Source organism: Streptococcus agalactiae (assembly GCF_949788565.1).
GTDB classification, from domain to species: Bacteria; Bacillota; Bacilli; order Lactobacillales; family Streptococcaceae; genus Streptococcus; species Streptococcus agalactiae.
Map to the genome: position 1 here is coordinate 743,884 of NZ_OX460931.1, position 25,368 is coordinate 769,251.

At 34.5% G+C, this 25,368-nt stretch carries 26 protein-coding genes and 2 riboswitches; of the genes, 23 read left to right on the forward strand and 3 right to left on the reverse strand.

Going from position 1 to position 25,368, the window contains the following annotated elements; translation table 11 throughout:
- Positions 1 to 18: 18 nt before the first annotated feature.
- The gene (locus tag QOR44_RS03945) at positions 19 to 1,101 is read right to left on the reverse strand and encodes a DEAD/DEAH box helicase (protein ID WP_000628859.1); all 1,083 of its coding nucleotides are present in this window, start codon (positions 1,099 to 1,101) and stop codon (positions 19 to 21) included.
- A 144-nt stretch (positions 1,102 to 1,245) separates the two neighbouring features.
- On the opposite strand from QOR44_RS03945, the gene udk reads away from it, so the two are divergent.
- From udk to QOR44_RS03965, 4 genes are all read left to right on the forward strand, one after another.
- Complete coding sequence (gene udk / locus QOR44_RS03950) at positions 1,246 to 1,875, forward strand: uridine kinase (RefSeq protein ID WP_001227823.1); 630 nt, start codon at positions 1,246 to 1,248, stop codon at positions 1,873 to 1,875.
- Positions 1,876 to 1,961: 86 nt separating this feature from the next.
- Positions 1,962 to 2,459, forward strand: coding sequence for a GAF domain-containing protein (locus tag QOR44_RS03955; protein ID WP_001043210.1), 498 nt, complete (start codon positions 1,962 to 1,964; stop codon positions 2,457 to 2,459).
- On the forward strand, positions 2,459 to 4,123 hold the full coding sequence (gene dnaX, locus QOR44_RS03960; protein ID WP_000283824.1) for a DNA polymerase III subunit gamma/tau: 1,665 nt from the start codon (positions 2,459 to 2,461) through the stop codon (positions 4,121 to 4,123). Before QOR44_RS03955 ends, dnaX begins: the two co-directional genes overlap by 1 nt.
- 88 nt (positions 4,124 to 4,211) lie before the next feature.
- The gene (locus QOR44_RS03965) at positions 4,212 to 4,406 is read left to right on the forward strand and encodes a DUF3272 domain-containing protein (protein ID WP_000166926.1); all 195 of its coding nucleotides are present in this window, start codon (positions 4,212 to 4,214) and stop codon (positions 4,404 to 4,406) included.
- Here QOR44_RS03965 and birA read toward each other — a convergent pair.
- The gene (gene birA / locus QOR44_RS03970) at positions 4,387 to 5,322 is read right to left on the reverse strand and encodes a bifunctional biotin--[acetyl-CoA-carboxylase] ligase/biotin operon repressor BirA (protein WP_001873801.1); all 936 of its coding nucleotides are present in this window, start codon (positions 5,320 to 5,322) and stop codon (positions 4,387 to 4,389) included. The two genes, QOR44_RS03965 and birA, sit on opposite strands and share 20 nt — an antisense overlap.
- Before the next feature lie 184 nt (positions 5,323 to 5,506).
- On the opposite strand from birA, the gene metK reads away from it, so the two are divergent.
- The 17 genes from metK to QOR44_RS04055 all read left to right on the forward strand — a co-directional run bounded on the left by metK (position 5,507) and on the right by QOR44_RS04055 (position 22,101).
- The gene (gene metK / locus QOR44_RS03975; protein WP_283572664.1) at positions 5,507 to 6,703 is read left to right on the forward strand and encodes a methionine adenosyltransferase; all 1,197 of its coding nucleotides are present in this window, start codon (positions 5,507 to 5,509) and stop codon (positions 6,701 to 6,703) included.
- Positions 6,690 to 6,965 (forward strand): hypothetical protein, encoded by a 276-nt coding sequence (locus QOR44_RS03980; RefSeq protein ID WP_000880722.1) that lies wholly within the window; start codon positions 6,690 to 6,692, stop codon positions 6,963 to 6,965. The genes metK and QOR44_RS03980 overlap by 14 nt, the downstream gene beginning before the upstream one ends.
- A gap of 258 nt (positions 6,966 to 7,223) precedes the next feature.
- Positions 7,224 to 9,887 carry a Rossmann-fold NAD(P)-binding domain-containing protein gene (locus QOR44_RS10260; protein ID WP_000743871.1) on the forward strand — a complete coding sequence of 888 codons (2,664 nt, stop codon included), beginning with the start codon at positions 7,224 to 7,226 and terminating at the stop codon, positions 9,885 to 9,887.
- A 66-nt stretch (positions 9,888 to 9,953) separates the two neighbouring features.
- Positions 9,954 to 10,499, forward strand: coding sequence for a GA module-containing protein (locus tag QOR44_RS03990; protein ID WP_000724547.1), 546 nt, complete (start codon positions 9,954 to 9,956; stop codon positions 10,497 to 10,499).
- A gap of 150 nt (positions 10,500 to 10,649) precedes the next feature.
- Positions 10,650 to 10,739: riboswitch (TPP riboswitch) on the forward strand.
- Between the two features lie 155 nt (positions 10,740 to 10,894).
- The gene (gene thiW / locus QOR44_RS03995) at positions 10,895 to 11,461 is read left to right on the forward strand and encodes an energy coupling factor transporter S component ThiW (protein WP_000181409.1); all 567 of its coding nucleotides are present in this window, start codon (positions 10,895 to 10,897) and stop codon (positions 11,459 to 11,461) included.
- On the forward strand, positions 11,458 to 12,012 hold the full coding sequence (locus QOR44_RS04000) for an ECF transporter S component (protein WP_000766004.1): 555 nt from the start codon (positions 11,458 to 11,460) through the stop codon (positions 12,010 to 12,012). Before thiW ends, QOR44_RS04000 begins: the two co-directional genes overlap by 4 nt.
- 3 nt (positions 12,013 to 12,015) lie before the next feature.
- Positions 12,016 to 13,302, forward strand: a complete 1,287-nt coding sequence (locus QOR44_RS04005; protein ID WP_000953603.1) for an ATP-binding cassette domain-containing protein — start codon at positions 12,016 to 12,018, stop codon at positions 13,300 to 13,302.
- A complete protein-coding gene (locus QOR44_RS04010; RefSeq protein WP_000482627.1) occupies positions 13,290 to 13,958 on the forward strand; it encodes an energy-coupling factor transporter transmembrane component T family protein in 669 nt (222 codons plus the stop codon). Before QOR44_RS04005 ends, QOR44_RS04010 begins: the two co-directional genes overlap by 13 nt.
- Positions 13,959 to 14,041: 83 nt before the next feature.
- Positions 14,042 to 14,722, forward strand: a complete 681-nt coding sequence (gene tenA, locus QOR44_RS04015) for a thiaminase II (RefSeq protein ID WP_000910126.1) — start codon at positions 14,042 to 14,044, stop codon at positions 14,720 to 14,722.
- 1 nt (position 14,723) lies between these two features.
- Positions 14,724 to 15,521: a bifunctional hydroxymethylpyrimidine kinase/phosphomethylpyrimidine kinase gene (thiD, locus tag QOR44_RS04020; RefSeq protein WP_000221577.1), complete on the forward strand. Its 798-nt coding sequence runs from the start codon at positions 14,724 to 14,726 to the stop codon at positions 15,519 to 15,521.
- 1 nt (position 15,522) lies between these two features.
- Positions 15,523 to 16,293, forward strand: coding sequence for a hydroxyethylthiazole kinase (gene thiM / locus QOR44_RS04025; RefSeq protein ID WP_000280419.1), 771 nt, complete (start codon positions 15,523 to 15,525; stop codon positions 16,291 to 16,293).
- 13 nt (positions 16,294 to 16,306) lie between these two features.
- Positions 16,307 to 16,978 carry a thiamine phosphate synthase gene (thiE, locus tag QOR44_RS04030; RefSeq protein WP_001883534.1) on the forward strand — a complete coding sequence of 224 codons (672 nt, stop codon included), beginning with the start codon at positions 16,307 to 16,309 and terminating at the stop codon, positions 16,976 to 16,978.
- Positions 16,979 to 17,104: 126 nt separating this feature from the next.
- Positions 17,105 to 18,364 carry a UDP-N-acetylglucosamine 1-carboxyvinyltransferase gene (gene murA, locus QOR44_RS04035; protein ID WP_001226245.1) on the forward strand — a complete coding sequence of 420 codons (1,260 nt, stop codon included), beginning with the start codon at positions 17,105 to 17,107 and terminating at the stop codon, positions 18,362 to 18,364.
- 101 nt (positions 18,365 to 18,465) lie between these two features.
- Positions 18,466 to 19,020: a GNAT family N-acetyltransferase gene (locus tag QOR44_RS04040; protein WP_000355951.1), complete on the forward strand. Its 555-nt coding sequence runs from the start codon at positions 18,466 to 18,468 to the stop codon at positions 19,018 to 19,020.
- Positions 19,013 to 20,296: a CBS-HotDog domain-containing transcription factor SpxR gene (gene spxR / locus QOR44_RS04045; protein WP_000033796.1), complete on the forward strand. Its 1,284-nt coding sequence runs from the start codon at positions 19,013 to 19,015 to the stop codon at positions 20,294 to 20,296. The genes QOR44_RS04040 and spxR overlap by 8 nt, the downstream gene beginning before the upstream one ends.
- 22 nt (positions 20,297 to 20,318) lie before the next feature.
- Positions 20,319 to 21,179: a methionyl aminopeptidase gene (locus QOR44_RS04050; RefSeq protein WP_000631567.1), complete on the forward strand. Its 861-nt coding sequence runs from the start codon at positions 20,319 to 20,321 to the stop codon at positions 21,177 to 21,179.
- Between the two features lies 1 nt (position 21,180).
- Complete coding sequence (locus QOR44_RS04055) at positions 21,181 to 22,101, forward strand: YihY/virulence factor BrkB family protein (protein ID WP_000768440.1); 921 nt, start codon at positions 21,181 to 21,183, stop codon at positions 22,099 to 22,101.
- Positions 22,102 to 22,117: 16 nt separating this feature from the next.
- On the opposite strand, the gene QOR44_RS04060 is transcribed toward QOR44_RS04055, so the two are convergent.
- Positions 22,118 to 22,573 carry a GtrA family protein gene (locus tag QOR44_RS04060; protein WP_000239850.1) on the reverse strand — a complete coding sequence of 152 codons (456 nt, stop codon included), beginning with the start codon at positions 22,571 to 22,573 and terminating at the stop codon, positions 22,118 to 22,120.
- A 70-nt stretch (positions 22,574 to 22,643) separates the two neighbouring features.
- Positions 22,644 to 22,757: riboswitch (PreQ1 riboswitch) on the forward strand.
- On the opposite strand from QOR44_RS04060, the gene QOR44_RS04065 reads away from it, so the two are divergent.
- On the forward strand, positions 22,755 to 23,264 hold the full coding sequence (locus tag QOR44_RS04065; protein WP_001091613.1) for a QueT transporter family protein: 510 nt from the start codon (positions 22,755 to 22,757) through the stop codon (positions 23,262 to 23,264). (Overlaps the previous riboswitch by 3 nt.)
- 139 nt (positions 23,265 to 23,403) lie before the next feature.
- On the forward strand, positions 23,404 to 25,362 hold the full coding sequence (gene ligA, locus QOR44_RS04070; RefSeq protein WP_001883531.1) for an NAD-dependent DNA ligase LigA: 1,959 nt from the start codon (positions 23,404 to 23,406) through the stop codon (positions 25,360 to 25,362).
- Positions 25,363 to 25,368 lie beyond the last annotated feature (6 nt).

Here is a 25,368-nt window from a genome sequence, read left to right on the forward strand (position 1 = left end):
AAGTTACTTGTTTCTTTTTTATTTTAAATGTAATTTTTGATTGTGAAGTACAAGTTCTGCAACGGTAGCGTATTTTTTAAGTTGTTTGAGTTCTTCTTTATGTGTTACAAATGTAATAACACATCCCTCTTTCCCCATACGACCAGTTCGTCCAGAACGATGTGTATATGTTTCTTTGTCGCGTGCGATATCAAAATTAATCACATATTCTAGGTTGTCGATATCAATGCCACGAGCTACCAAATCGGTTCCTAGGAGTAATGAAATACCATGGTTTTTAAATTTCTCTAAGATAACTTTACGGAATTTAATATTAATATCGCTTGCTAAAGAAACTGCCGAGGCCCTATTAAATTGTAAACGTTCTTCACATGCACCTAAGTCTGATAAGCTGTTAAAAAAGACGAGACCTCTAAAATCAGGAATATTTGAAAATTTACGAAGTAAGTCAGTACGCTCTCTTTTATCAACTGTAATATAATAATGTTTTATAGTATCAAGTTTTTGATCAGATAGGTCAATTGTTATAGTGTTATCGGCAAGTTTACTATTGTCCAGTTTGTTGGTGGCACTAATGTAAATCATTTGCTGATCACGAGGAACGCGATTAATAATATTGTCCACAAAATGATATTGTGAGTCGCCGAGTAATTCATCGAATTCATCAAGGACGATAGTATTAATGTTCATCATTTTTATTTTTTTTAGTTTCACAAGTTCAAATACGCGTCCAGCAGTTCCTATAAGGATTTCTGGTCCTTTTTTTAGTCGCTCAATTTGGCGTTTTTGACTAGACCCTGAAAGGAATAGTTGTGCGGTCAGTCCTAATGGTTCTGCCCATTCTTTTGTAACGTCGAAGATTTGTCCAGCTAATTCTGAATTTGGAGCTAAAATTAAGAGTTGTTGGCTCTTTTTAGGTTGCAACTTAAGAAGCGTTGGAAAAAGGTATGCTAGAGTTTTACCAGTACCTGTAGGGCTAATTCCAAGGATATTATCACCATCAGTAATAGGTTGAAAAAGTTTATTTTGAATATCTGTTAGATCATCAAATTGACGCTGGGTTAATTTATCCTGCCATTGGTCTGGAAATTTTGTTATCATAAGAATCCTCTTGTTATTTTATATATTGTCATTGTTATTATAACATGCTTTTTATTTTTAGAGCGTTTTCAATAAAATTTAGACTTTAAAAAAAATAAGTTTATAGTACAATAGATAGAGGATAAATTTAATTTGGAGTGACAAATGCGTAAAAAACCTATTATTATTGGTGTTACAGGTGGATCTGGTGGTGGTAAAACCAGTGTTTCTCGGGCGATTTTATCAAATTTCCCAGATCAAAAAATTACCATGATTGAACATGATTCTTACTATAAAGATCAAAGTCATTTAACTTTTGAAGAACGTGTAAAAACCAATTATGATCATCCCCTTGCTTTTGATACCAATTTGATGATTGAGCAATTGAACGAATTGATTGAGGGACGTCCGGTCGATATTCCGGTTTATGATTACACAAAACATACCCGTAGTGATAGAACTATCCGCCAAGAACCCCAGGATGTCATTATTGTTGAGGGAATTTTGGTATTAGAAGATCAGCGTTTGCGTGATTTAATGGATATCAAATTATTTGTTGATACAGATGATGATATTCGTATTATTCGTCGTATTAAGCGTGATATGGAAGAGCGCGATAGAAGTTTAGATAGTATTATTGAACAGTATACAGAAGTTGTAAAACCTATGTATCATCAATTTATCGAACCAACAAAGCGTTATGCGGATATTGTAATTCCAGAAGGAGTAAGTAATATTGTCGCTATTGATTTAATCAATACCAAAGTGGCTAGCATCTTAAACGAAGCAAAATAAACACAATAGTTTGTGTTTATTTTTTTGTTTTATATAGGATGGTTATTTAGTTTTAGTAACTTTCAAATTATGCTATAATAAGTGCTATGAACAAGTCTAAGAAAATCGAAAATTATCAATTATTATTACTACAAGCGCAAGCTCTATTCTCAGATGAAACAAATGCTCTTGCTAACTTATCAAATGCTTCAGCTATGCTAAATGCTATGCTTCCAAATTCTGTATTTACAGGCTTTTATTTATTTGATGGAGAAGAGTTAATTCTTGGCCCTTTCCAGGGTGGTGTATCATGTGTGCATATTACTTTAGGAAAAGGTGTTTGTGGTGAATCAGCACAAACTGCTAAGACGCTGATTGTTGATGATGTTACAAAGCATGCTAACTATATCTCCTGTGATTCAAAAGCTATGAGCGAAATCGTAGTACCTATGTTTAAAAATGGCAAACTTCTAGGAGTTCTAGATTTAGATTCTTCTTTAGTAGCAGATTATGATGAGATTGATCAAGAATACTTAGAAAAATTTGTAGGTATTCTAGTAGAACATACGATTTGGAATTTGGATATGTTTGGAGTTGAAAAGTAATGTATCAGGCCCTTTATCGGAAATATCGTAGCCAAACATTTGATGAAATGGTTGGACAAAGTGTTATTTCAACTACTTTAAAGCAAGCTGTGTCCAGCAAAAAAATTAGCCATGCTTACCTTTTTTCAGGACCTAGGGGAACTGGAAAAACAAGTGCTGCTAAAATATTTGCAAAAGCGATGAATTGCCCAAATCAAGTTAATGGCGAACCTTGTAATCATTGTGATATTTGTCGAGATATTACAAATGGTAGTTTAGAGGATGTCATTGAAATTGATGCTGCGTCAAATAATGGTGTCGATGAAATTCGTGATATCAGGGACAAATCAACTTATGCTCCAAGTAGGGCAACCTATAAAGTTTATATTATTGATGAGGTTCATATGTTGTCTACAGGTGCTTTCAATGCACTATTGAAAACACTTGAAGAGCCAACAGAAAATGTTGTTTTTATATTAGCAACAACAGAACTCCATAAAATCCCTGCAACAATCTTATCTCGTGTCCAGCGCTTTGAATTTAAAGCGATTAAATTATTAGCTATTCGAGATCATTTAGCACAGATTTTAGATAAAGAAGCTATTTCATATGATTTGGATGCTCTGACACTAGTCGCTAGACGAGCCGAAGGTGGTATGCGTGATGCTTTATCAATTCTCGATCAAGCCTTGAGTTTAGCGAAAGATAACCACATTTCTTTAGATGTAGCAGAAGAAATTACAGGGAGCATTTCCTTATCTGCTATAGATGATTATGTATCGAATATATTGGCTCACGATACAACTGAAGCACTCGCTAAACTTGAAGTAATCTTTGATAGTGGCAAAAGTATGAGTCGTTTTGCAACAGATTTATTGATGTACTTAAGAGATTTACTTGTTGTTCAAGCAGGTGGTGAAAATAGTCATTCAAGTGATACTTTTATGGTCAATCTTGATGTTAAACAAGATATTTTATTTGAAATGATTGATAAAGTGACATCTGTTCTTCCTGAGATAAAAAATGGTAGCCATCCTAAAGTTTATGCAGAGATGATGACCATCCAATTGTCTGAAATGGTAGAAAAAAATTCGTCAAACTTACCCGCAGATGTGACAGCAGAATTAGATATCCTTCGTCGGGAGTTAAAATCGTTAAAAAACGAAATGAGCCAACTCTCTCGAGCAGATCAAAGTTCATCAACTCAAAAAGTAAAGGTTAATAATAAGACATTCACATTCAAAGTTGACCGTACAAAGATTTTGACCATTATGGAAGAAACGGTTGTAGATAGCCAACGTTCACGTGAATATTTAGAAGCTTTAAAGAGCGCTTGGAACGAGATATTAGATAATATTACGGCTCAAGATAGAGCATTATTAATGGGATCTGAACCTGTCTTAGCTAATAGCGAGAATGCTATTTTGGCATTTGATGCTGCCTTTAATGCTGAACAAGCTATGAAACGTAACGATCTCAATGATATATTTGGTAATATTATGAGTAAAGCAGCAGGTTTTTCACCTAATATTTTAGCTGTACCTAGAAATGATTTTAATCAAATTCGGAGCGATTTTGCAAAGAAAATGAAAGCTCAAAAGACGGAAACAGAACCTGAAGTTAATCATCAGATTCCAGAAGACTTTTCTTATCTAGCAGAACGAATAGCAATCGTTGAAGATTAAAACGTAACTAAAAATAGTTGCCTGTAACAGGCAACTATTTTTTTGATAAGTTTTTTAATTATTTAGTAGATTCTGTTATAATGGTGATATGACAAAACGACAATTTATTTTTATGGCGCTTTTATGCTCTTTTGAAACTTATTTTTTCAATCAATCCGTTATGGATGGCTCCTGGATTTTTGCTATTTTTTGGGGAGTTTTATTACTTCGAGATCTTCAAAAGGTATATGCGATTTCAAAATTCACAAAAGAGCTTATCAAATCTACCAAGAAGAAAGACTGATTTCGCCACTGCGAAGTGTTTTCAACTGACCATCATCTAACTCAACCACTAAATATCCTTTATCAGTAATATCAATAGCTTTCCCAGAATACATTGTTTGACCATCCATAAAGCTAACGGTTTTATCTAAGACTAGGGATTTTTCTCTATATACTTTTAAGTGATCCTCTAGTGGAATATTGAAAAAGAGATTCCAGATTTCTGTAATCAATTGATTTCTAGTTATGGTCGGTTGCTCTGTAAAGAGACTACCTGCGCGCTTAGTTAACGCCCTAGGGAACTCTTTGATATAGAAATTGATACCTAATCCTATAATAACATTCGTTACCAATCCACTCTCAACAGAAGCGATAGCCTCGGTTAAAATACCAGCTATTTTTTTATTATCTAAATAAATATCATTGACCCACTTAATTTCAGGAGTAATTCCTGTTAACCGTGAGATAGCTTTTACAGCACTAGAGGCTACCATGACAGTATAAGGTTTTATATCTTCAATCGGTACATTAGGTTGTAATAAAAGAGACATATAGATGCCGCCTTGATTTGATGTAAAGAAAGGTCTATCAAAACGTCCTTTAGCTTTTTTTTGATTAGGAGCTAAAAAAAGGTGTGGAGTTTTTAATTTGCTTTCTATCCCCATTTTAGCATCTAGTTGGGTTGAAGCACTATTATTATTAAGACTAACCTTAATACCAATTTCTTGTTCGAGTTGTTCTGGTAATAATATGTCACCTGATACCAATCGGTAGCCCTTGTTAGTGACAGACTCAATCTCTAGGCCTAATTCTTCTAACGTTTTTATACCTTTCCAAATAGCTGTACGGGAAATATTAAGTTGATTTGCCATAGTTTCTCCGCTAATAAAGTTGTTATTTTTTGATAGTATTTGATAAATTTTTTCGTAGGTTTTCATAAATCTAGTATAGTATAAATCGAGAAAAAAGACTAAAGAAAATAGAGATAATTTTTTATTTATTGGTAACTTATTTCACAAAAGATGAAATAGTGGTACAATAGCTATATGAGTCCCGAAAAGGTAGCCTAGAGGCTAGTTCTTTGTAACTCGACACATTTTACATTTTAGGGGGGACATTTTTATGTCAGAACGTAAACTTTTCACGTCTGAGTCAGTATCTGAGGGACATCCCGATAAGATTGCTGACCAAATTTCCGATGCGATTTTAGATGCAATTTTAGAGCAAGATCCAGATGCCCACGTAGCAGCCGAAACAGCTGTTTATACAGGGTCGGTTTATGTATTTGGCGAGATATCAACGACAGCCTATGTTGATATTAACCGAGTTGTCCGTAACACAATCGCTGAAATTGGCTATGATAAAGCTGAATATGGCTTCTCAGCTGAATCTGTTGGAGTGCATCCGTCACTCGTTGAACAGTCGCCAGACATTGCACAGGGAGTCAATGAAGCTCTTGAGGTACGTGGTTCTCTTGAACAAGATCCTTTAGATTTAATTGGTGCAGGTGACCAAGGTTTGATGTTTGGGTTTGCTGTTGATGAAACACCTGAGTTAATGCCATTGCCAATTTCTTTAGCTCATCAGTTAGTTAAGAAATTGACAGATCTACGTAAGTCTGGGGAACTCACTTATCTTCGACCAGATGCAAAATCTCAAGTAACGGTTGAATATGATGAAAATAATCAACCAATTCGTGTGGATGCAGTAGTTATTTCGACACAGCATGATCCTAATGTAACCAATGACCAACTCCATAAGGACGTGATTGAGAAAGTTATCAATGAAGTTATTCCAAGCCATTATTTAGATGACCAAACAAAATTCTTTATCAATCCTACAGGGCGCTTTGTTATTGGAGGCCCTCAAGGAGATTCAGGACTAACAGGTCGTAAGATTATTGTAGATACTTATGGTGGTTATTCTCGTCATGGTGGTGGTGCATTTTCAGGTAAAGATGCTACTAAAGTAGATCGTTCAGCATCTTATGCAGCTCGTTATATTGCAAAAAATATTGTTGCAGCTGATTTAGCTAAAAAAGTAGAAGTACAACTTGCTTATGCAATTGGTGTTGCCCAGCCTGTCTCTGTGCGTGTAGATACATTTGGAACAGGTGTTATAGCAGAAGCAGACCTAGAGGCAGCTGTACGTCAAATATTTGATTTGCGACCAGCAGGCATTATTAATATGTTGGACCTCAAACGACCTATTTATCGACAAACAGCAGCCTATGGGCATATGGGACGTACTGATATCGATTTGCCATGGGAGCGAGTTGATAAAGTCCAGGCCTTAAAGGATTTTATTGCTAGCAAATAATAAAAAGCGTAAACGAAAGTTTACGCTTTTTTTGCTCATGATAATTTATAGAACATTTATAAAATCTTATAATAAACTGGTTAAGTATAGGAAATACTGCATATTTCTTGAAAATATGGTGTATATTGTGAATAAAATGATGGCCAAGTTAATTGAATTTTCCTATCGAAAAATTTTTCAAAAAAATAATTTCACACTCAAATCATTTGATTATCAAATAAATAGAGCCTTTATAAAAATATTATATAAGTATAAAATGTAAAAAAAATAAAAAAGTGATATTTTTATTTGATTTAAATGTATTTAATAAAAATACAAAGTTTCTAAAAAAAGTAAAAATTCCATCTCGACAAACAGCGTTAGTTATTATAACCGAACATTATTGTCCTTAAAACATGAAAACAAAAACAAAAGTTCGTAATTTAATTGATTTGTCATGTTACTAATCTTATGCTAATATGTTATCTCGTGATAAGTTTTTGATGTAAAAATTATCATGAAAAAGAAAAGAGAGATGGAAATGAAAAAACAATTTTTAAAATCAGCAGCGATTCTATCGCTAGCAGTAACAGCAGTATCTACAAGTCAGCCGGTAGGGGCGATAGTGAATAATAGTAAGGATAATATCAACAAAAATAAAAGAGTCCTAGAATGGCTGGACTCCTATATTGGTTATAATGAATTAACTGATTACTCAGCTTATGTAGATGACAAGGTTATTACTTTATCTGATAAGGTTGATTTTATAAAGTATTTACTTAATAAAGATGAATATAGCGATGATTATTATGCAAAAGATTATAAGGAAATAGTAAATTCATTAAAAGAAAAATTATTTACTTATGAGAATTATCTACTTACACTACAAAGAAAAAATGAGAAGAAATTTGGGAAATCAGCTTCCAAATTAACAGTAAAAGAGCTAGTAACCGGTCTTAATGTTGCTCAGTATCAGATTATAGAGCATAATTTGAACCTAGCTATTGAAAAATTTACTGAAGCTATTATAAGGTTACAATCGGAACATAAAGAGTTATTACCATTTGGACAAATACTAAATTTTAAAAGTAACGCCCTTGGTGGAGGTATATTTTCATATCTTAATCATACTCATAGCCATTTTATAAACTTTTATAATAATTATTATGGTAAATTAATGAGTCGATTACCGCAATCTTTGATAGAAAAAAGTAAGTTGGAATATATAGAGGGTGTAACAAAATTTCGTTATCTTAAAGACCAAATTGAACAAATAATAAATAATAAAGAAATTAATACTGATGAATTAACCTCAGAGTTTGCGGTTATTGTTAACAATGAAAAATCAGCTTCTAGGTTTTTATCAAGGTTTAGTAAAAATGATGTAGTAAATGGTGTATTTTTGACAGAGGATATACCAAATTTAAAAATTTTAAATGATAAAATACAGTCTTTAGAGTTCATACTAAAAAAACATAAAGAAACAGTGAATTTTAAGGGGGAGCATTTAGCAGAGATTAATTTAAATGAACAAGAAATTTCGGAAAAGATTATAAAAAATGATGTATTAGGAGAAACTGATGAAAATCTAAATAGTTATGTGAAAGCTGTTGTGAAGGAAGCACAGCATTTACTATTCGATTTATATTCGATGGAAGAGCAAAAAATAAAGATTTCTGAGGAAGTTTTGTCTGAGTCGCATGATTTGAAAAACGCCGTTAAAGAAATAAATTTATTAAATCGACAAGTGAAGGCTAAGGCAGATCCGATGTCATATAAACAAATTAGAGCTAAAAAACGTGAAGATGGTTCATTTGTAGATATGAACATTATTCATGAAAATGAAAAAGCAAAAGAATTAGAAAAGAAAGTAAAAGAATTAAAAATCATCATGTCAAGGTTCAATAAAATGATTTACGGTTATAGACAACAAATTTTACGAAGGTATGATAAAACTCAGACTGATATTGAATTACATCTAAGATTTGGAGAAAAATTATTAAAAATTACTTCAGAAGTTATCCAGGACCCTATATTAGAAGGGTTAGTGAGTGATTTTAGAGAACATTATGAATATTTTAAAAACTATAGATATATCCCTAAAAATAGTGGGTTTCACATATCAGAGATAGAGAAAAATGTAGGCGAATTTGTAAATTCATACGATAGCCTAGAGGATTATTATCTTTATAATTATAAAGATAGATTATCAGCTATAAAGCGTGAAGATTATCAGAAATTTATTAAGAGACTCCAAGGTCGAAAACTCACTAAGGAATCAATTCAAAAGGTAAATAAACTGCAGTCTAATGCATTTGTAAAATTTACTTACTCTCTTGAAAAACCTAGGATTTCTGATTTTACTAAAAACTTTACATATAATGTGAATATAAGACGAGATGGAATTGAGGAAAGATATTATTCAAATAAACAAGGAAGTTTTATACCGACTTCTAAGGAAGAAATAGTAAATCTCTCTTCGAATGTAAATATGGATAAAAGTTCTAAACTAAAAGAGGAGTCATCTCAGAAAGCAAGGATAACCAATATTGGTAAAGAAAAAATAATATCGACTACTGATACTGAAGTAAATGGTATGAAAAAATATCAACAGTTGACAAGTGAAAATAAAGATTTAATAAAATCTGAAACTGTGGCAACTCCACAACAAAGTTCAACTGCGCAAACTTCTGTCCAACAGCCAGCTCCGGATCAACCAGTTGTTCAAGAATCTAAAGCTTCTCAAGAGGAGATTAATGCAGCACATGATGCCATTTCAGCGTATAAATCAACAGTCAATATTGCTAATACAGCCGGTGTAACAACTGCGGAAATGACCTCGCTCATTAATACTCAAACTTCTAATCTTTCTGATGTTGAGAAAGCTTTAGGGAATAATAAGGTTAATAATGGTGCAGTCAATGTATTGAGAGAAGATACATCTCGTCTTGAGAATATGATTTGGAATCGTGCTTACCAAGCTATTGAAGAATTCAACGTCGCTCGTAATACTTATAATAACCAAATCAAGACAGAAACAGTTCCAGTTGATAATGATATTGAAGCTATTTTAGCAGGTTCTCAAGCTAAAATTAGCCATTTGGACAATCGTATCGGAGCGCGCCACATGGATCAAGCTTTTGTGGCTAGTTTATTAGAAGTTACTGAGATGAGTAAATCAATCTCATCGCGTATAAAAGAGTAGACACTGCTATCAAGACGATCTTAAACTTTTGTATTAAACTAACCTAAAAGATAGAAAGAGACTAATATGAAAAAAATAACAACTTTAATCTTAGCTAGTAGCTTATTACTAGTTGCAACGACATCGGTTAAAGCTGATGATAACTTTGAAGTACCAACACGTTATGTTAAAATGAGTGAAAAATCAAAAGCGTTTTATCAAAGATTACAAGAAAAACAACGTAAAACACATACTACTGTGAAGACTTTTAATAATTCAGAAATAAGGCATCAACTACCTCTTAAACAAGAAAAGGCTAGGAATGATATCTACAATTTAGGCATTCTTATTTCTCAGGAGTCTAAAGGGTTCATCCAACGTATTGATAATGCCTATTCTTTGGAAAATGTCTCAGATATTGTTAATGAAGCTCAGGCTTTGTATAAACGCAACTATGATTTATTTGAAAAAATCAAATCTACACGTGATAAGGTTCAAGTCTTACTTGCATCGCATCAAGGTAATACAGACTTAAAAAACTTTTATGCTGAGTTGGACGATATGTATGAACATGTTTATCTCAATGAAAGTAGAGTGGAGGCGATAAACAGAAATATCCAAAAATATAATTAGTTTCTAAACTAACAAACATTCCGAAATATAAGACATTAAACCCTACTCATTGATTAGTGAGTAGGGTTTTACTGTTTTAAATAGCTTTCTGCTCAGAATGTAAGCCTTGTCATTTCAAAGGAACTATGTTATTATTCTTAAGTAAATTAAATAGGACATTTGGGGTGCGTAACAGCTGAGATTATACCCATTGAACTTGATGCAGTTAGTACTGTCGAAGGGAAATGTGTGCCATTACAAGTTTTTTGTGGTGGAAAAGGGCGTAGTGTCTTCTTAGGAGACAGCTAGCTCTAGTTAATCAGATAATAAACTCCGTTTGCTTGCAGATGGAGTTTTTTGTTGTCAAAATTTTTTGTAGGTTGTTGCCCCTTATCTGTCATAGAGAAGGAGTTATGATGACTAATCATAAAACAAAAAAATTAACGGTTTTAGCAATTATGATTGCTTTAGATGTTTTTTTAACGCCCATTTTTAGAATAGAAGGCATGGCCTTTATGTCTAGTGTGGTTAATATTATCGCTGGAGTTATAATGGGACCAATCTATGCATTAGTTATGGCACTTGTAACGGCTTTTATTCGTATTTTAACTCAAGCAGGAGTAGCATCTGTTGCACCTTTAGCTATTCTAGGAGCTGGTCCAGGAGCTTTCTTAGCGGGTTGGTTTTATCGGTTTTATGCGAAAGACTGGATGTCTTGGGTGGGTGAGTTTATAGGAACAGGGATAATTGGAGCACTTTTATCAGCTCCAATTATGGTCTGGTTTTGGACTTGGACAGCGGATGGAAATCACGAAGTGTTAGCTAAAGCATCTGCAGCTCAATCCATTTTTCTTTTTATGCCAAGGTTTATAGGGGCGACTATAATTGGCGGTGTTATTGCTTTGTTGCTACTTCAGGGATTAAAGCGGGTTCCTGTATTTATGACAATACAAGCATTATTTAAAGGAGAAAAAGTAAAATGAAATTGGGTTTAAAAGATGTATTATTGATTGCTTTATTAGCGGTTGTTCTGGGCGTTGTTTACTTTGGAGCAGGCTATATTTCAAATGCTTTTGTACCTTTTGTAGGTCCTATAGCGCATGAAGTTATTTATGGTATTTGGTTTGTGGCAGGTCCAATGGCTCTTTATATATTGAGGAAGCCAGGAACCGCTATTGTAGCAGAATTGTTAGCTGCTTTGACAGAGGTTTTAATTGGATCAATTTATGGACCAAGTGTACTCGTCATTGGTACCCTTCAAGGTTTAGGGTCAGAATTAGGCTTTACGCTGTTTAGGTATCATAATTACAAGTTGCCAGCTTTTATATTGTCTGCTATTTTGACATCAATTTTTAGTTTTGCATGGAGTTTTTATGCCAATGGACTTAGTGCATTTTCATTTTCATATAACATTCTGATGCTTATAGTAAGAACTGTTTCATCTATTATTTTCTTCTTATTAACAAAGAATATATGTGACCAATTGCATAGAAGTGGTGTACTGAATGCTTATGGGATTCATGAAGGGAAGTAGCCTATGCTATCTGTTGAAAAATTAGCTTACACCCATGGCGATAGTCATTATTTATTTGATGAAGTGACTTTTAGTCTTAACCCAGGAGAACGAATTTTAATTAGTGGCTATTCAGGGTGTGGTAAGAGTACATTGGCTCTTTTACTATCAGGGTTAAAAGAAAGTGGGAAAGGTCAAGTTTTATTAAACGGCTCATTAATAGAACCAAGCGATGTGGGGTTTCTTTTTCAAAATCCTGATTTGCAATTTTGTATGGATACTGTGGCGCATGAGTTGTATTTTATTTTAGAAAATTTACAAATAGAACCGGAGCAAATGCAAGATAGAAGTGAGTTTGTATTGGCACAAGTTGGTTTAAAAGGATTTCAGAATCGTTTGATTTATACTTTATCTCAAGGTGAAAAACAGCGATTAGCATTGGCGACTATTTTTTTAAAATCTCCTAAACTTATTATTTTAGATGAAGCTTTTGCGAATTTGGATCAAGAGAGTGCCAGTCAACTATTACAATTAGTTCTTAATTATCAAGCAAACAATCAATCAATGCTGATTGTAATCGATCATTTGATTACTTATTATCAAGATATAATGGATCACTATTTTTGGTTGGAAAAATGGTTGATAAGGGTCGATTTTGATTATATGCTCAATCGTTTGAATGTCTTCGAATTAGAAAAGAAAAGTCATAATACAGGTGACAAACTGTTATCAATTAAAGATTTCCAAGTTAAACTTTCAAAAAACAAATTCATCTCTTACCTTGATTTTGATTTAGCAAGTGGGGAGAGGTTGTGCTTAGATGGACCAAGTGGCGTGGGGAAGTCTAGTTTCTTTATGGGATTGTTAGGGCTCTATAGGACTAAAGGAAAGAAACAATTTATTCATAGAAAGAAAATTCCTATAAGCTTTTTATTTCAAAATCCCTTAGATCAATTTATTTTTTCAACAGTTTATGACGAAATTTTTCAGGTTTGCAAGGATAGTAACAAAGCGAGGGATATTTTGGAAACCATAAATCTTTGGGATAAGAAACAGTTTTCACCATTTCAACTAAGTCAAGGCCAACAGAGGCGATTAGCCATTGGCAGTATTTTAGCTAGTGATAGTAAACTTCTATTATTAGATGAACCAACTTATGGACAAGATGCCTATCACGCTAATATGATTACGACTCTTCTTTTGAGTTATTGTCACAAAAATCATTGTGGGGTTATTTTTACTAGCCATGATCCTCACTTAAAAGAGTGTTTTGCAACACGTTTCTTGGAGGTGTCATCTTGTTCAATTTGAAAAACTATCATCCAGCTATTACCTTCCTATGTTTATTAATACCAACCTTTTCGTTTAGTTTCACATTGAGGTTAAGAACGTCTTTGTTATTTCTAATTATAGTAGTAACACTGCAATGCTTCGTAAAGGTTTCTTTAAAAACTTGGGCGAAGGTCAATCTGATCTCATTTGTGATGGGACTCTCTTTATTTCTAGGGACGTATTTTTGGGGGAAATTACCCCATCAATTCGTCTTAGCTAGTCTAGTAGCCTGTCGTCCGCTTATTTTTATGAACGTGGGTTTGTTATTTCATGCATCACATTCTAATTATGATTTTATAGAATCTCTTTATCAAACTTTCAAAGTGCCTAGTCATTTTGCATATGGTATTTTTGCGGTCTTTAATCTTCTACCATTAATTAAATTACAATACCAACGTAATCGACTCGCATTCCGACTGAAGAATCAGGTAACTTGGGCATTATCGCCTAGACTAATATTGTCAGTTTTATTAAAGACGATATATTGGGTAGAACAGTTAGAGTTAGCAATGCTTTCTAAAGGTTTTGAAGTGGGTAAAGAGCGAACACATGCTTCAACTTATCCCGTTCGTTTTCGAGATTATAGTTTACTTGGTATGAGTATTTTATTGTCTATAGGGATGATTTTTAAATAAGTACAATTAGTTTAGTAATACAATTGTGCATTTATATAGAATGAGTGTGTTCTGCTCATGAGATCATAACAAAGGAGATTACTATGTTAAAAGATGAGATGATTGCTAAAGGGGCAAAATATATCCAATCCATCTATCAAGATCCATTTATTCAAGGAATTGTAAAAGGGCGTTTAGACCATGACGTAATCTGCCATTATTTACAGGCAGATAATATCTACCTTGGGAAATTTGCTGATATTTATGCCCTGTGCTTGGCAAAATCTGATAATTTACGAGATAAACAATTTTTCCTTGAACAAATTGACTTTACATTAAATCGGGAGTTAGCAGATGGTGAAGGTCCACATCAAGCCTTGGCAGCTTATACTAATCGATCTTATCAGGATATTATCGAAAAGGCTGTATGGTACCCGTCAGCAGATCATTACATTAAACATATGTATTTTCATTTTTACGAAAATGGTATTGCTGGTGCTTTAGCTGCAATGAGCCCATGTCCATGGATTTACCATCAATTGGCTAAAAAAATAATTGAGGAGAACCAGTTTTTGAATGGTAACCCTTTTAATAATTGGATAACTTTTTATGCTAACGATATAGTTGAAGAGTTAATGGAAAACTATTTTCGTATGATGGATTATTATGCGCAGAATTTGTCAAAAGAGAAGCAAGCTGATTTGGTAGATGCTTTTGTGAAATCTTGTCAGCATGAGAGACGTTTTTTTCAAATGGCAATAAATCAAGAAAAATGGGAGGATTAATATGACTTATTTAGCACCAGTTTTAACTATTGCAGGAACTGATCCTAGCGGTGGAGCAGGGATTATGGCGGATTTAAAGACATTTCAAGCTCGTCGGACTTACGGGATGGCTGTTGTGACTAGTGTTGTTGCTCAGAACACTTGTGGGGTTAGAGGCGTTCAGCATATAGAAACAGCTATCATTGATCAACAACTAGCTTGTGTCTATGATGATATTAAGCCAAAGGCAGTCAAAACAGGAATGTTAGCGGAGAGGGAAACGATTAGTTTAGTCGCTTCATATTTAAAAAAATATCCACAACCTTATGTATTAGATCCTGTTATGGTGGCAACTAGCGGACATCGTTTAATTGATTCAGATGCCGTAGAAGCATTAAAAGAAGACTTATTGCCATTAGCAACTATTATCACACCAAATTTACCAGAAGCTGAGGTTTTAGTGGGATATGACTTATCAGATGAAGTAAGTATTATTAAAGCAGGTTACGATATTCAAAAACAATATTCTGTTAGAAATGTTCTTATAAAGGGAGGACATCTAGATGGCTTGGCTAAAGATTATTTATTTTTGGAAAAAGAAGGGTTGATAACTCTTAGTAATCAACGTATCAATACTATTCATACTCACGGGACTGGGTGTACATTTGCAGCAGTCGTTGCAGCGGAGTTAGCTAAAGGGCAATCAATTCTAAACGCGGTAAGTACCGCTAAATCATTTATTACTTCAGCTATCGAAACAGCGCCTGAGTTGGGTCTTGGCAACGGTCCTGTCAATCATACTAGCTATCAAGGAGACTAAAATGTATTTAGAACAATTAAAAGAGGTAAATCCTTTAACCATTTGTATCACTAATAATGTGGTCAAAAACTTTACAGCCAATGGTTTATTAGCTTTAGGAGCTTCTCCGGCTATGAGCGAGTGCATAGAGGACTTAGAAGACTTGTTAAAAGTTGCAGATGCATTATTAATTAATATAGGAACACTAACAAAAGAAAGTTGGCAGCTTTACCAAGAAGCAATCAAAATAGCAAATAAAAACCAAGTTCCAGTTGTATTAGATCCTGTAGCAGCAGGAGCAAGTCGTTTTCGATTAGAAGTGTCACTTGATTTATTGAAGAATTATTCTATTAGTTTACTTAGAGGAAATGGTAGTGAAATCGCTGCTTTGGTTGGTGAAAAACAAGCGTCTAAAGGGGCAGATGGGGGAAAAGTGGCTGATTTAGAATCAATTGCTGTAAAAGCCAATCAAGTTTTTGATGTGCCAGTGGTTGTCACAGGAGAAACTGATGCTATCGCTGTTAGAGGAGAAGTTCGCTTATTACAAAATGGTAGTCCTTTAATGCCACTTGTTACAGGAACTGGATGTCTATTAGGGGCAGTATTAGCTGCTTTTATTGGTAGTTCTGACAGAAGCGATGATCTTGCTTGTCTGACAGAGGCCATGACTGTTTATAATGTTGCTGGAGAAATTGCAGAGAAGGTGGCAAAAGGTAAGGGAGTGGGAAGTTTCCAAGTTGCATTTTTAGATGCCCTTTCTCAGATGAAATCAGAAATGATTATGGACAAATAGGTGGTGTCAGTAGATGAAAGATACATTGAAATTATATTTTGTTTGTGGGACTGTGGATTGCTCTAGGAAGAATATATTGACTGTTGTTGAAGAAGCCTTACAAGCAGGTATAACTCTATTTCAATTTAGAGAAAAAGGTTTTACAGCATTACAAGGTAAGGAAAAAATTGCTATGGCTAAGCAACTCCAAATACTTTGTAAGCAATATCAAGTTCCTTTTATTATTGATGATGACATTGACTTAGTTGAGTTAATTGATGCTGATGGTCTTCATATTGGACAAAATGATTTACCTGTTGATGAGGCACGGAGACGTTTACCAGATAAAATCATCGGTTTATCTGTGAGTACAATGGCTGAATATCAGAAATCACAATTATCTGTTGTTGATTACATCGGAATTGGTCCTTTTAATCCGACACAATCAAAAGCAGATGCTAAGCCTGCTGTTGGCAATAGGACAACAAAGGCAGTTAGAGAAATTAATCAAGATATTCCAATCGTTGCAATAGGCGGAATCACTAGTGATTTTGTTCATGATATTGTAGAATCAGGTGCAGATGGGATTGCAGTTATATCGGCTATTTCAAAAGCAAATCATATTGTAGATGCAACCAGACAATTGCGCTATGAAGTTGAAAAAGCTCTGGTTAATAGACAAAAACACAGTGATGTAATCAAATAAAGCTACATCGTTAATTATAAGAATTTTTAAGATATTATATCATCACACAATACTGGTATTTGAAAAAGAATTTAAACTATGATAATATAGTAGAGTTGAATTCTAGTTAAAGAAAGATTTGAAAGTATGCGTAAAATTATTATTAACGGTGGCAAGCAACTGACGGGAGAAGTTGCTGTATCGGGTGCCAAAAATAGTGTAGTTGCCTTGATTCCTGCCACTATCCTTGCTGATGATGTTGTGGTCTTAGATGGAGTTCCGGCTATTTCTGATGTTGACAGTTTAGTTGACATTATGGAAACTATGGGAGCTAAGATTAAGCGTTATGGTGAGACGCTTGAAATTGATCCACGTGGTGTTAAAGATATTCCAATGCCTTATGGCAAAATCAATAGTCTTCGTGCATCCTATTATTTCTATGGAAGCTTATTGGGGCGTTATGGTCAAGCAACAGTAGGTTTACCTGGTGGTTGTGATTTAGGTCCCCGTCCGATTGATTTACATTTAAAAGCTTTTGAAGCGATGGGAGCTAGTGTTTCTTATGAAGGTGATTCAATGCGTCTAGCAACAAACGGAAAGCCTTTGCAAGGAGCAAATATTTATATGGATACTGTCAGTGTTGGTGCGACAATTAACACTATGATCGCAGCAGCTAAGGCAAATGGTCGTACGGTTATTGAAAATGCTGCGCGTGAACCAGAAATTATTGACGTGGCTACTCTTTTAAATAATATGGGAGCTCATATTCGTGGTGCTGGGACTGATGTTATTACAATTGAAGGTGTGAAATCGCTCCATGGCACGCGTCATCAAGTAATTCCAGATCGTATTGAAGCAGGAACTTATATTGCTATGGCAGCAGCTATCGGACGAGGAATAAAAGTGACCAATGTGTTATATGAACACCTTGAGAGTTTCATTGCTAAGTTAGATGAGATGGGAGTTCGAATGACAGTTGAAGAGGATTCAATTTTTGTTGAAGAACAAGAAAAGTTAAAAGCTGTATCCATAAAAACCTCACCTTACCCAGGATTTGCTACAGATTTACAACAACCTCTAACCCCTTTATTACTAACAGCAGAAGGAAACGGGAGTTTATTAGATACTATCTATGAGAAACGTGTTAATCATGTTCCCGAATTAGCACGTATGGGAGCTAATATTTCTACCCTAGGGGGCAAAATAGTTTACAGTGGTCCTAATCAATTATCTGGTGCACCTGTAAAAGCAACAGATTTGCGTGCAGGCGCTGCTTTAGTTATCGCTGGCTTAATGGCAGAGGGACGAACTGAAATTACGAACATCGAGTTTATTTTACGTGGATATTCTAATATCATCGAGAAACTAACATCATTGGGTGCGGATATCCAATTGGTTGAAGAATAGTATATATAACAAAGAGTTGAGAATATTTCTTAGCTCTTTTCTTCTTGTTTTAGATTAAGTCACTTATAGGTATTTGAAATCTCTTGTGGTATAATATTATCATGGATATATGGACAAATTTAGGACGGTTTGCATTCATTGAAACAGAACATGTTAACCTACGTCCTGTTGCCTACACTGATAGGGAAGCTTTTTGGCGAATAGCTTCAAAAAGGACAAATTTACAATTTATTTTTCCTGTTCAAACCAGTAAGAAGGAAAGTGATTTTCTTTTAGTTCATTCTTTTATGAAAGAGCCGTTGGGAGTTTGGGCGATTGAAGATAAAGTTAGTCATAAAATGTTTGGAGTTATCCGTTTTGAAAACATTGATTTATCTAAAAAGACAGCTGAAATTGGCTATTTTTTGAAAGAAAGTTCTTGGGGTCAAGGCATTATGACTGAATGTCTAAAGACACTTTCTTTTTTTGCTTTTCAAGAGTTTGGGATGGACAAATTGATCATAGTAACACATAAAGAGAATATTGCTAGTCAGAAGGTTGCTTTGAAGGCGCATTTCAAACAATCTAGGAGTTTTAAAGGAAGCGACCGTTATACACGCCGTATAAGAGACTATATTGAGTTTCAATTAACTAGGGGTGATTATCGTTATGAGTAAACATCAAGAAATTTTGGAGTACCTAGAAAATTTAGCTGTTGGTAAGAGGGTTAGTGTACGCAGTATTTCAAACCATTTAAAGGTGAGTGATGGCACTGCATACCGCGCTATAAAAGAGGCAGAAAATAGGGGTATTGTTGAGACTAGACCGCGTAGTGGGACAGTACGTGTTGCTCAAAAAGCAAAGGTTAATATTGAAAAACTGACTTATGCTGAAATTGCAAGGATTAGTGACTCACAAGTTGTTGCAGGAACAGAGGGACTCAGCAAGGAGTTTAGTAAATTTTCTATAGGCGCAATGACTCACAGAAATATTGAAAAATATTTGGTGCAAGGAGGGTTATTGATTGTTGGCGACCGTGATGAGATACAACATTTAGCCTTACAACATCAAAACGCTATCTTAGTTACAGGTGGCTTTAATGTTTCCCCATCTGTTTGTCGTTTAGCAGATAAACTTCAAATTCCCGTAATGGTAACACACTATGATACATTCACAGTATCAACGATGATTAATCACACTTTGTCAAATGCCAAAATTCGTACGGATTTAAAGACCGTTGAACAAGTCTATCAGTCGCAAATGGATTATGGTTTCTTAGCGCAAGATGATACCGTAAAAGAATTTAATCTTCTTGTTAAACAAACTAAAAATGTTCGTTTTCCAATAGTCAACCAAGCTAATGTTGTCGTTGGTGTTGTTAGTGTTCAAGATATTCTTGGAAAAGATAAAGAAGTAAAATTGGCAACAGTCATGTCAAAAAATATCATTGTTGCTAAACCTCGAATGAGTCTAGCTAATATCAGTCAAAAAATGATTTTTGAAGATTTGAATATGATGCCAGTAGTATCGGATGACTTTGAATTATTAGGCGTTATTACAAGACGACAAGCTGTAGAAAATTTATCGATGTCGCAAGGGACAGATTTATACACCTATAGTGATCAAATCTTGTCTAATTTACAAATTGAAGATGGTCACTTTTCGTTTTTAGTAGAACCCGCTATGATTGACCATACAGGTAGCTTAACACAAGGAGTTTTGACGGAGTTCTTAAAAGAAATTTGTATTCGTGTCTTAACTCGTAAGCATCAACGCAGTATTGTTGTTAAACAAATGACACTTTATTTCTTGCAACCTGTTCAAATTGATGAAATAATAATGGTAACGCCAACCATTATTTCAGAAAAACGGCGCGAAGCTACACTCGATTTAGAATTAAAATTAGAAAATAAAATTATTGCTAAAGCTATGATAGCGGTAAAAATTAATTAGATATAAGGAGAATAAATAGAAAATGATTACATTAAAGTCAGCACGCGAAATTGAAGCAATGGATAGAGCAGGTGATTTTTTAGCCAGCATCCACATTGGACTTCGTGATATTATCAAACCAGGAGTTGATATGTGGGAAGTTGAAGAATACGTTCGTAGACGTTGTAAAGAAGAAAACGTATTGCCATTGCAAATCGGGGTTGATGGTGCAGTTATGGATTACCCATATGCTACTTGTTGTGGGCTTAATGATGAAGTGGCTCATGCCTTTCCTCGTCATTATACCCTAAAACAAGGTGACCTTTTAAAAGTAGATATGGTTTTAAGCGAACCTTTAGATAAATCGATTGTTGACGTTTCATCGTTAAACTTTGACAACGTGGCTCAAATGAAAAAGTACACGGAAACATATAGTGGTGGTTTGGCAGACTCGTGTTGGGCTTATGCTGTAGGTGAAGTTTCACAAGAGGTGAAAGACTTAATGTCTGTGACAAGAGAAGCAATGTATATTGGGATTGAAAAAGCAGTTATCGGAAACCGTATCGGTGATATTGGAGCTGCTATTCAGGATTATGCAGAGAGTCGTGGTTATGGAGTTGTTCGTGATTTGGTTGGTCACGGTGTTGGTCCAACAATGCATGAAGAGCCTATGGTGCCTAACTATGGTACAGCAGGTCGAGGTCTCCGCCTTCGTGAGGGGATGGTTTTAACCATCGAACCAATGATTAATACTGGTACTTGGGAAATTGATACAGACATGAAAACTGGTTGGGCACATAAAACCTTAGATGGTGGTCTTTCTTGTCAATATGAACATCAATTTGTTATCACTAAAGATGGTCCTGTTATTTTAACAAGTCAAGGAGAAGAAAGAACTTACTAAAATGAAATTAAAAAAATTCTTTGAGGATTTGCTGGCTAAACTAGAATATAGACCCATTCAAGTTTTTATGCGTCATTTTCAAAGTGCAGAGATGGACTTATCAGCCATAGCAGTTGCTTATTATCTATTAGTGACAGCTTTTCCATTACTAGTTATTGCTGCTAATATTTTTCCTTATTTTCATATTAATGTGTCGGATTTATTGTCACTTATGCAAAAAAATCTTCCGAAAAATATTTATGAACCTGCCTCACGCTTAGCAGTAGATGCTTTTTCGAAACCGTCTACCGGCATTTTGGGATTCGCGTCATTAACAGCTTTTTGGACAATGTCTAAAAGTTTGACCTCTCTTCAAAAAGCCATTAATAAAGCATACGGTGTTGACCAACACAGAGACTTTGTGATTAGTCGTTTAGTGGGTGTGGGGACTGGGCTGATCATCCTATTTTTACTGACTTTTGTTTTAATTTTTTCAACCTTTTCAAAACCAGTTTTACAGATAATTGTAAACATGTATGATTTGGGAGATACTCTAACGGCGTGGCTTTTAAATCTTGCACAACCAGTTACATTTTTGACTATATTTTTAGGTATTGGAATTTTATACTTTATTTTACCTAACGCACGAATTAGAAAAGTACGTTATGTCATTCCAGGGACATTATTTTCAACGTTTGTTATTGGTTTTTTTAGTAATTTAATTAGCCAATACGTCTTAAATAGGGTTGAGAAAATGGTAGATATTAAAACGTTTGGTTCGGTCGTTATCTTTATCTTAATGCTATGGTTTATTTTCTTAGCCCACATTATGATTTTAGGTGCAATACTGAATGCCAGCGTTCAAGAAATTGCGACAGGAAAAATTGAATCAAGGCGTGGAGATATTATGTCTCTTATCCAAAAATCCAAAGAAGAAAAATAAGAAAAGACAGCTCTTGTTAGAGTTGCCTTTTTTTGTCTTTAAAAATAACAAATTTGCTCAAGATGTAGTTGAGTAAAATAATTAATATTTGAGATACAAGGCTTTCAATGGTGTTGATTTTATTTAAATTGTGCTGAACGAATTGTCCGATAATAGAAGGAAATTGATCAACAAAAATAACAGCTAATATCAAATCTAATCCTAATGTGCCTAATCTAGCGATGACAAATGTTTGTAAGCGTTGAAGCTGTCCAATTTTAGTTTGTTTAAAAACAAATCGATCATTTGTAAAAAAAGCAAAAAGTATAGCTATTATGTTAGCAACTATTGCAGAGAATGGAGCGTCCTGCGAGAAATTAAAAATCCCTTGTCGAATAACTAAATAAAGAAGGGATGTTAATAGTCCGAACAGTAAATATAAGCTGACTTCATTTTGAATACTTTTTTTCAGTAACGATTTTAATTTAACCATATTTTTATTATATCACGGATGCTTCAAAGTGATGAGGAAATCTCCCATAAGCTTGGCTTTACTTTTTGTTTGTGATATACTTAGTAAGTTGTTTTACACAACCCTTGATGCTTAGTTCCCTTTCATCAAGCATATTACAAACGTTAGAAGTGTTAACTATCTAAACGTTAAAGGAGAAATTATGAACACATTTACAACTCGCGATTACGCTCACATGGCTATTGTAACAGCTATCTATATCGTTTTAACCATAACGCCACCTTTTAATGCTATTGCTTATGGTGCTTATCAATTCCGTGTTTCAGAAATGCTAAATTTCTTGGCCTTTTACCACCGAAAATACCTTTTTGCGGTAACGTTAGGATGTATGATTTCTAATCTTTATAGTTTTGGAATGATTGATGTCTTTGTAGGTGGTGGTTCAACCTTACTTTTTGTTTATCTTGGAACCATTTTATTCAAGCAATATCAAAAAGATTATCTATTTAATGGTCTTATTAACAAAGCATTCTTTTTCTTTTCTTTCTTCTTTGCTGCTTCAATGATTACGGTAGCAGTTGAATTGAAAATTGTAGCAGGATTACCTTTATTATTAACATGGTTAACGACAGCTGTTGGTGAATTGGCTTCACTTTTGGTTGGAGCAGTCCTTGTGGATAAGTTGAGTAGACACGTCGATTTTACAAAATAAATATATTATAAAGCGCGAGACATTGATCTCGGCTTTTTTGTTTGGGTTTATAGTTAGCATAGCTAGAAAATGCTGCAACTTTTATGAGAAATGCTCCAATTTTTACTAATATCCTTAGTCTTTGTGATAAAATAGAAATATGGAAAATCGTATGAATGAATTAGTATCTTTGTTGAATCAGTACGCAAAAGAGTATTATACACAAGATAATCCCACAGTTTCTGACAGTCAATATGACCAGTTATATCGAGAGTTAGTAGAATTAGAAGAGCAACATCCAGAAAACATTTTGCCAAATAGTCCCACACATCGAGTGGGTGGTTTAGTTTTAGAAGGCTTTGAAAAATACCAACATGAATATCCTTTGTATTCATTGCAGGATGCTTTCTCAAAAGAAGAATTGATAGCCTTTGATAAACGTGTTAAAGCAGAGTTTCCAACCGCTTCTTATATGGCAGAGCTGAAAATTGATGGTCTATCTGTCTCGTTGACTTATGTAAATGGTATTTTACAGGTTGGGGCAACACGTGGTGATGGCAATATTGGAGAAAATATTACTGAAAATTTAAAGCGTGTTCATGATATTCCTCTACATTTAGACCAAAGTTTAGATATTACTGTTCGCGGAGAGTGCTACCTTCCCAAAGAATCTTTTGAAGCTATTAACATAGAAAAACGTGCAAATGGTGAGCAGGAATTTGCTAATCCTAGGAATGCAGCAGCAGGAACCTTGCGCCAATTAAACACAGGAATTGTTGCGAAACGTAAATTAGCAACTTTTCTTTATCAAGAAGCTAGCCCTACGCAAAAAGAAACACAAGATGATGTTTTAAAAGAGCTAGAAAGCTATGGCTTTTCAGTCAATCATCATCGTTTAATTAGCTCTTCTATGGAGAAAATTTGGGATTTTATCCAAACTATAGAAAAAGATAGAATTTCCCTCCCTTATGATATCGATGGTATTGTTATTAAGGTTAATAGCTTAGCAATGCAAGAAGAGTTGGGCTTCACTGTAAAGGCACCTCGTTGGGCGATTGCATATAAATTTCCTGCTGAAGAAAAGGAAGCAGAAATATTATCTGTTGATTGGACAGTTGGGCGAACAGGAGTCGTAACACCAACAGCTAACCTAACTCCAGTTCAACTAGCAGGGACAACCGTTAGTAGGGCCACTCTGCATAATGTAGATTATATTGCCGAAAAAGATATCCGTATTGGAGATACTGTTGTTGTATACAAAGCAGGGGATATCATCCCTGCAGTCTTAAATGTCGTTATGAGTAAGCGAAACCAGCAAGAAGTCATGTTTATTCCTAAACTATGTCCTTCTTGTGGTAGTGAATTAGTTCATTTTGAAGACGAGGTGGCTTTACGTTGTATTAATCCGCTGTGCCCCAACCAAATCAAAGAACGTTTAGCTCATTTTGCTAGCCGAGATGCTATGAATATTACAGGTTTTGGTCCATCCTTAGTCGAAAAATTATTTGATGCTCATTTAATAGCAGATGTTGCAGATATTTATCGTTTAAGCATAGAGGATTTATTAACTTTAGATGGTATTAAAGAGAAATCTGCAACTAAGATTTATCATGCAATCCAATCTTCAAAAGAAAATTCTGCTGAAAAACTTCTTTTTGGCCTAGGTATTCGTCATGTGGGAAGCAAGGCGAGCCGCCTTTTATTGGAGGAATTTGGTAATTTGAGGCAACTAAGTCAAGCAAGTCAAGAAAGTATTGCCTCAATTGATGGACTAGGAGGGGTTATTGCCAAATCACTTCATACGTTCTTTGAAAAAGAAGAGGTAGATAAACTACTAGAGGAATTAACTTCCTATAACGTTAATTTTAATTATCTAGGAAAACGAGTTAGTACAGATGCACAACTTTCAGGTTTAACAGTCGTTTTAACCGGTAAGCTTGAAAAAATGACTCGTAATGAAGCAAAAGAGAAATTACAAAACCTTGGTGCTAAGGTGACAGGTAGCGTTTCTAAAAAGACTGATTTAATTGTTGCAGGAAGCGATGCAGGAAGTAAACTAACCAAGGCTCAAGATTTAGGGATTACAATACAAGATGAAGACTGGTTACTCAACCTTTAAGTGAGG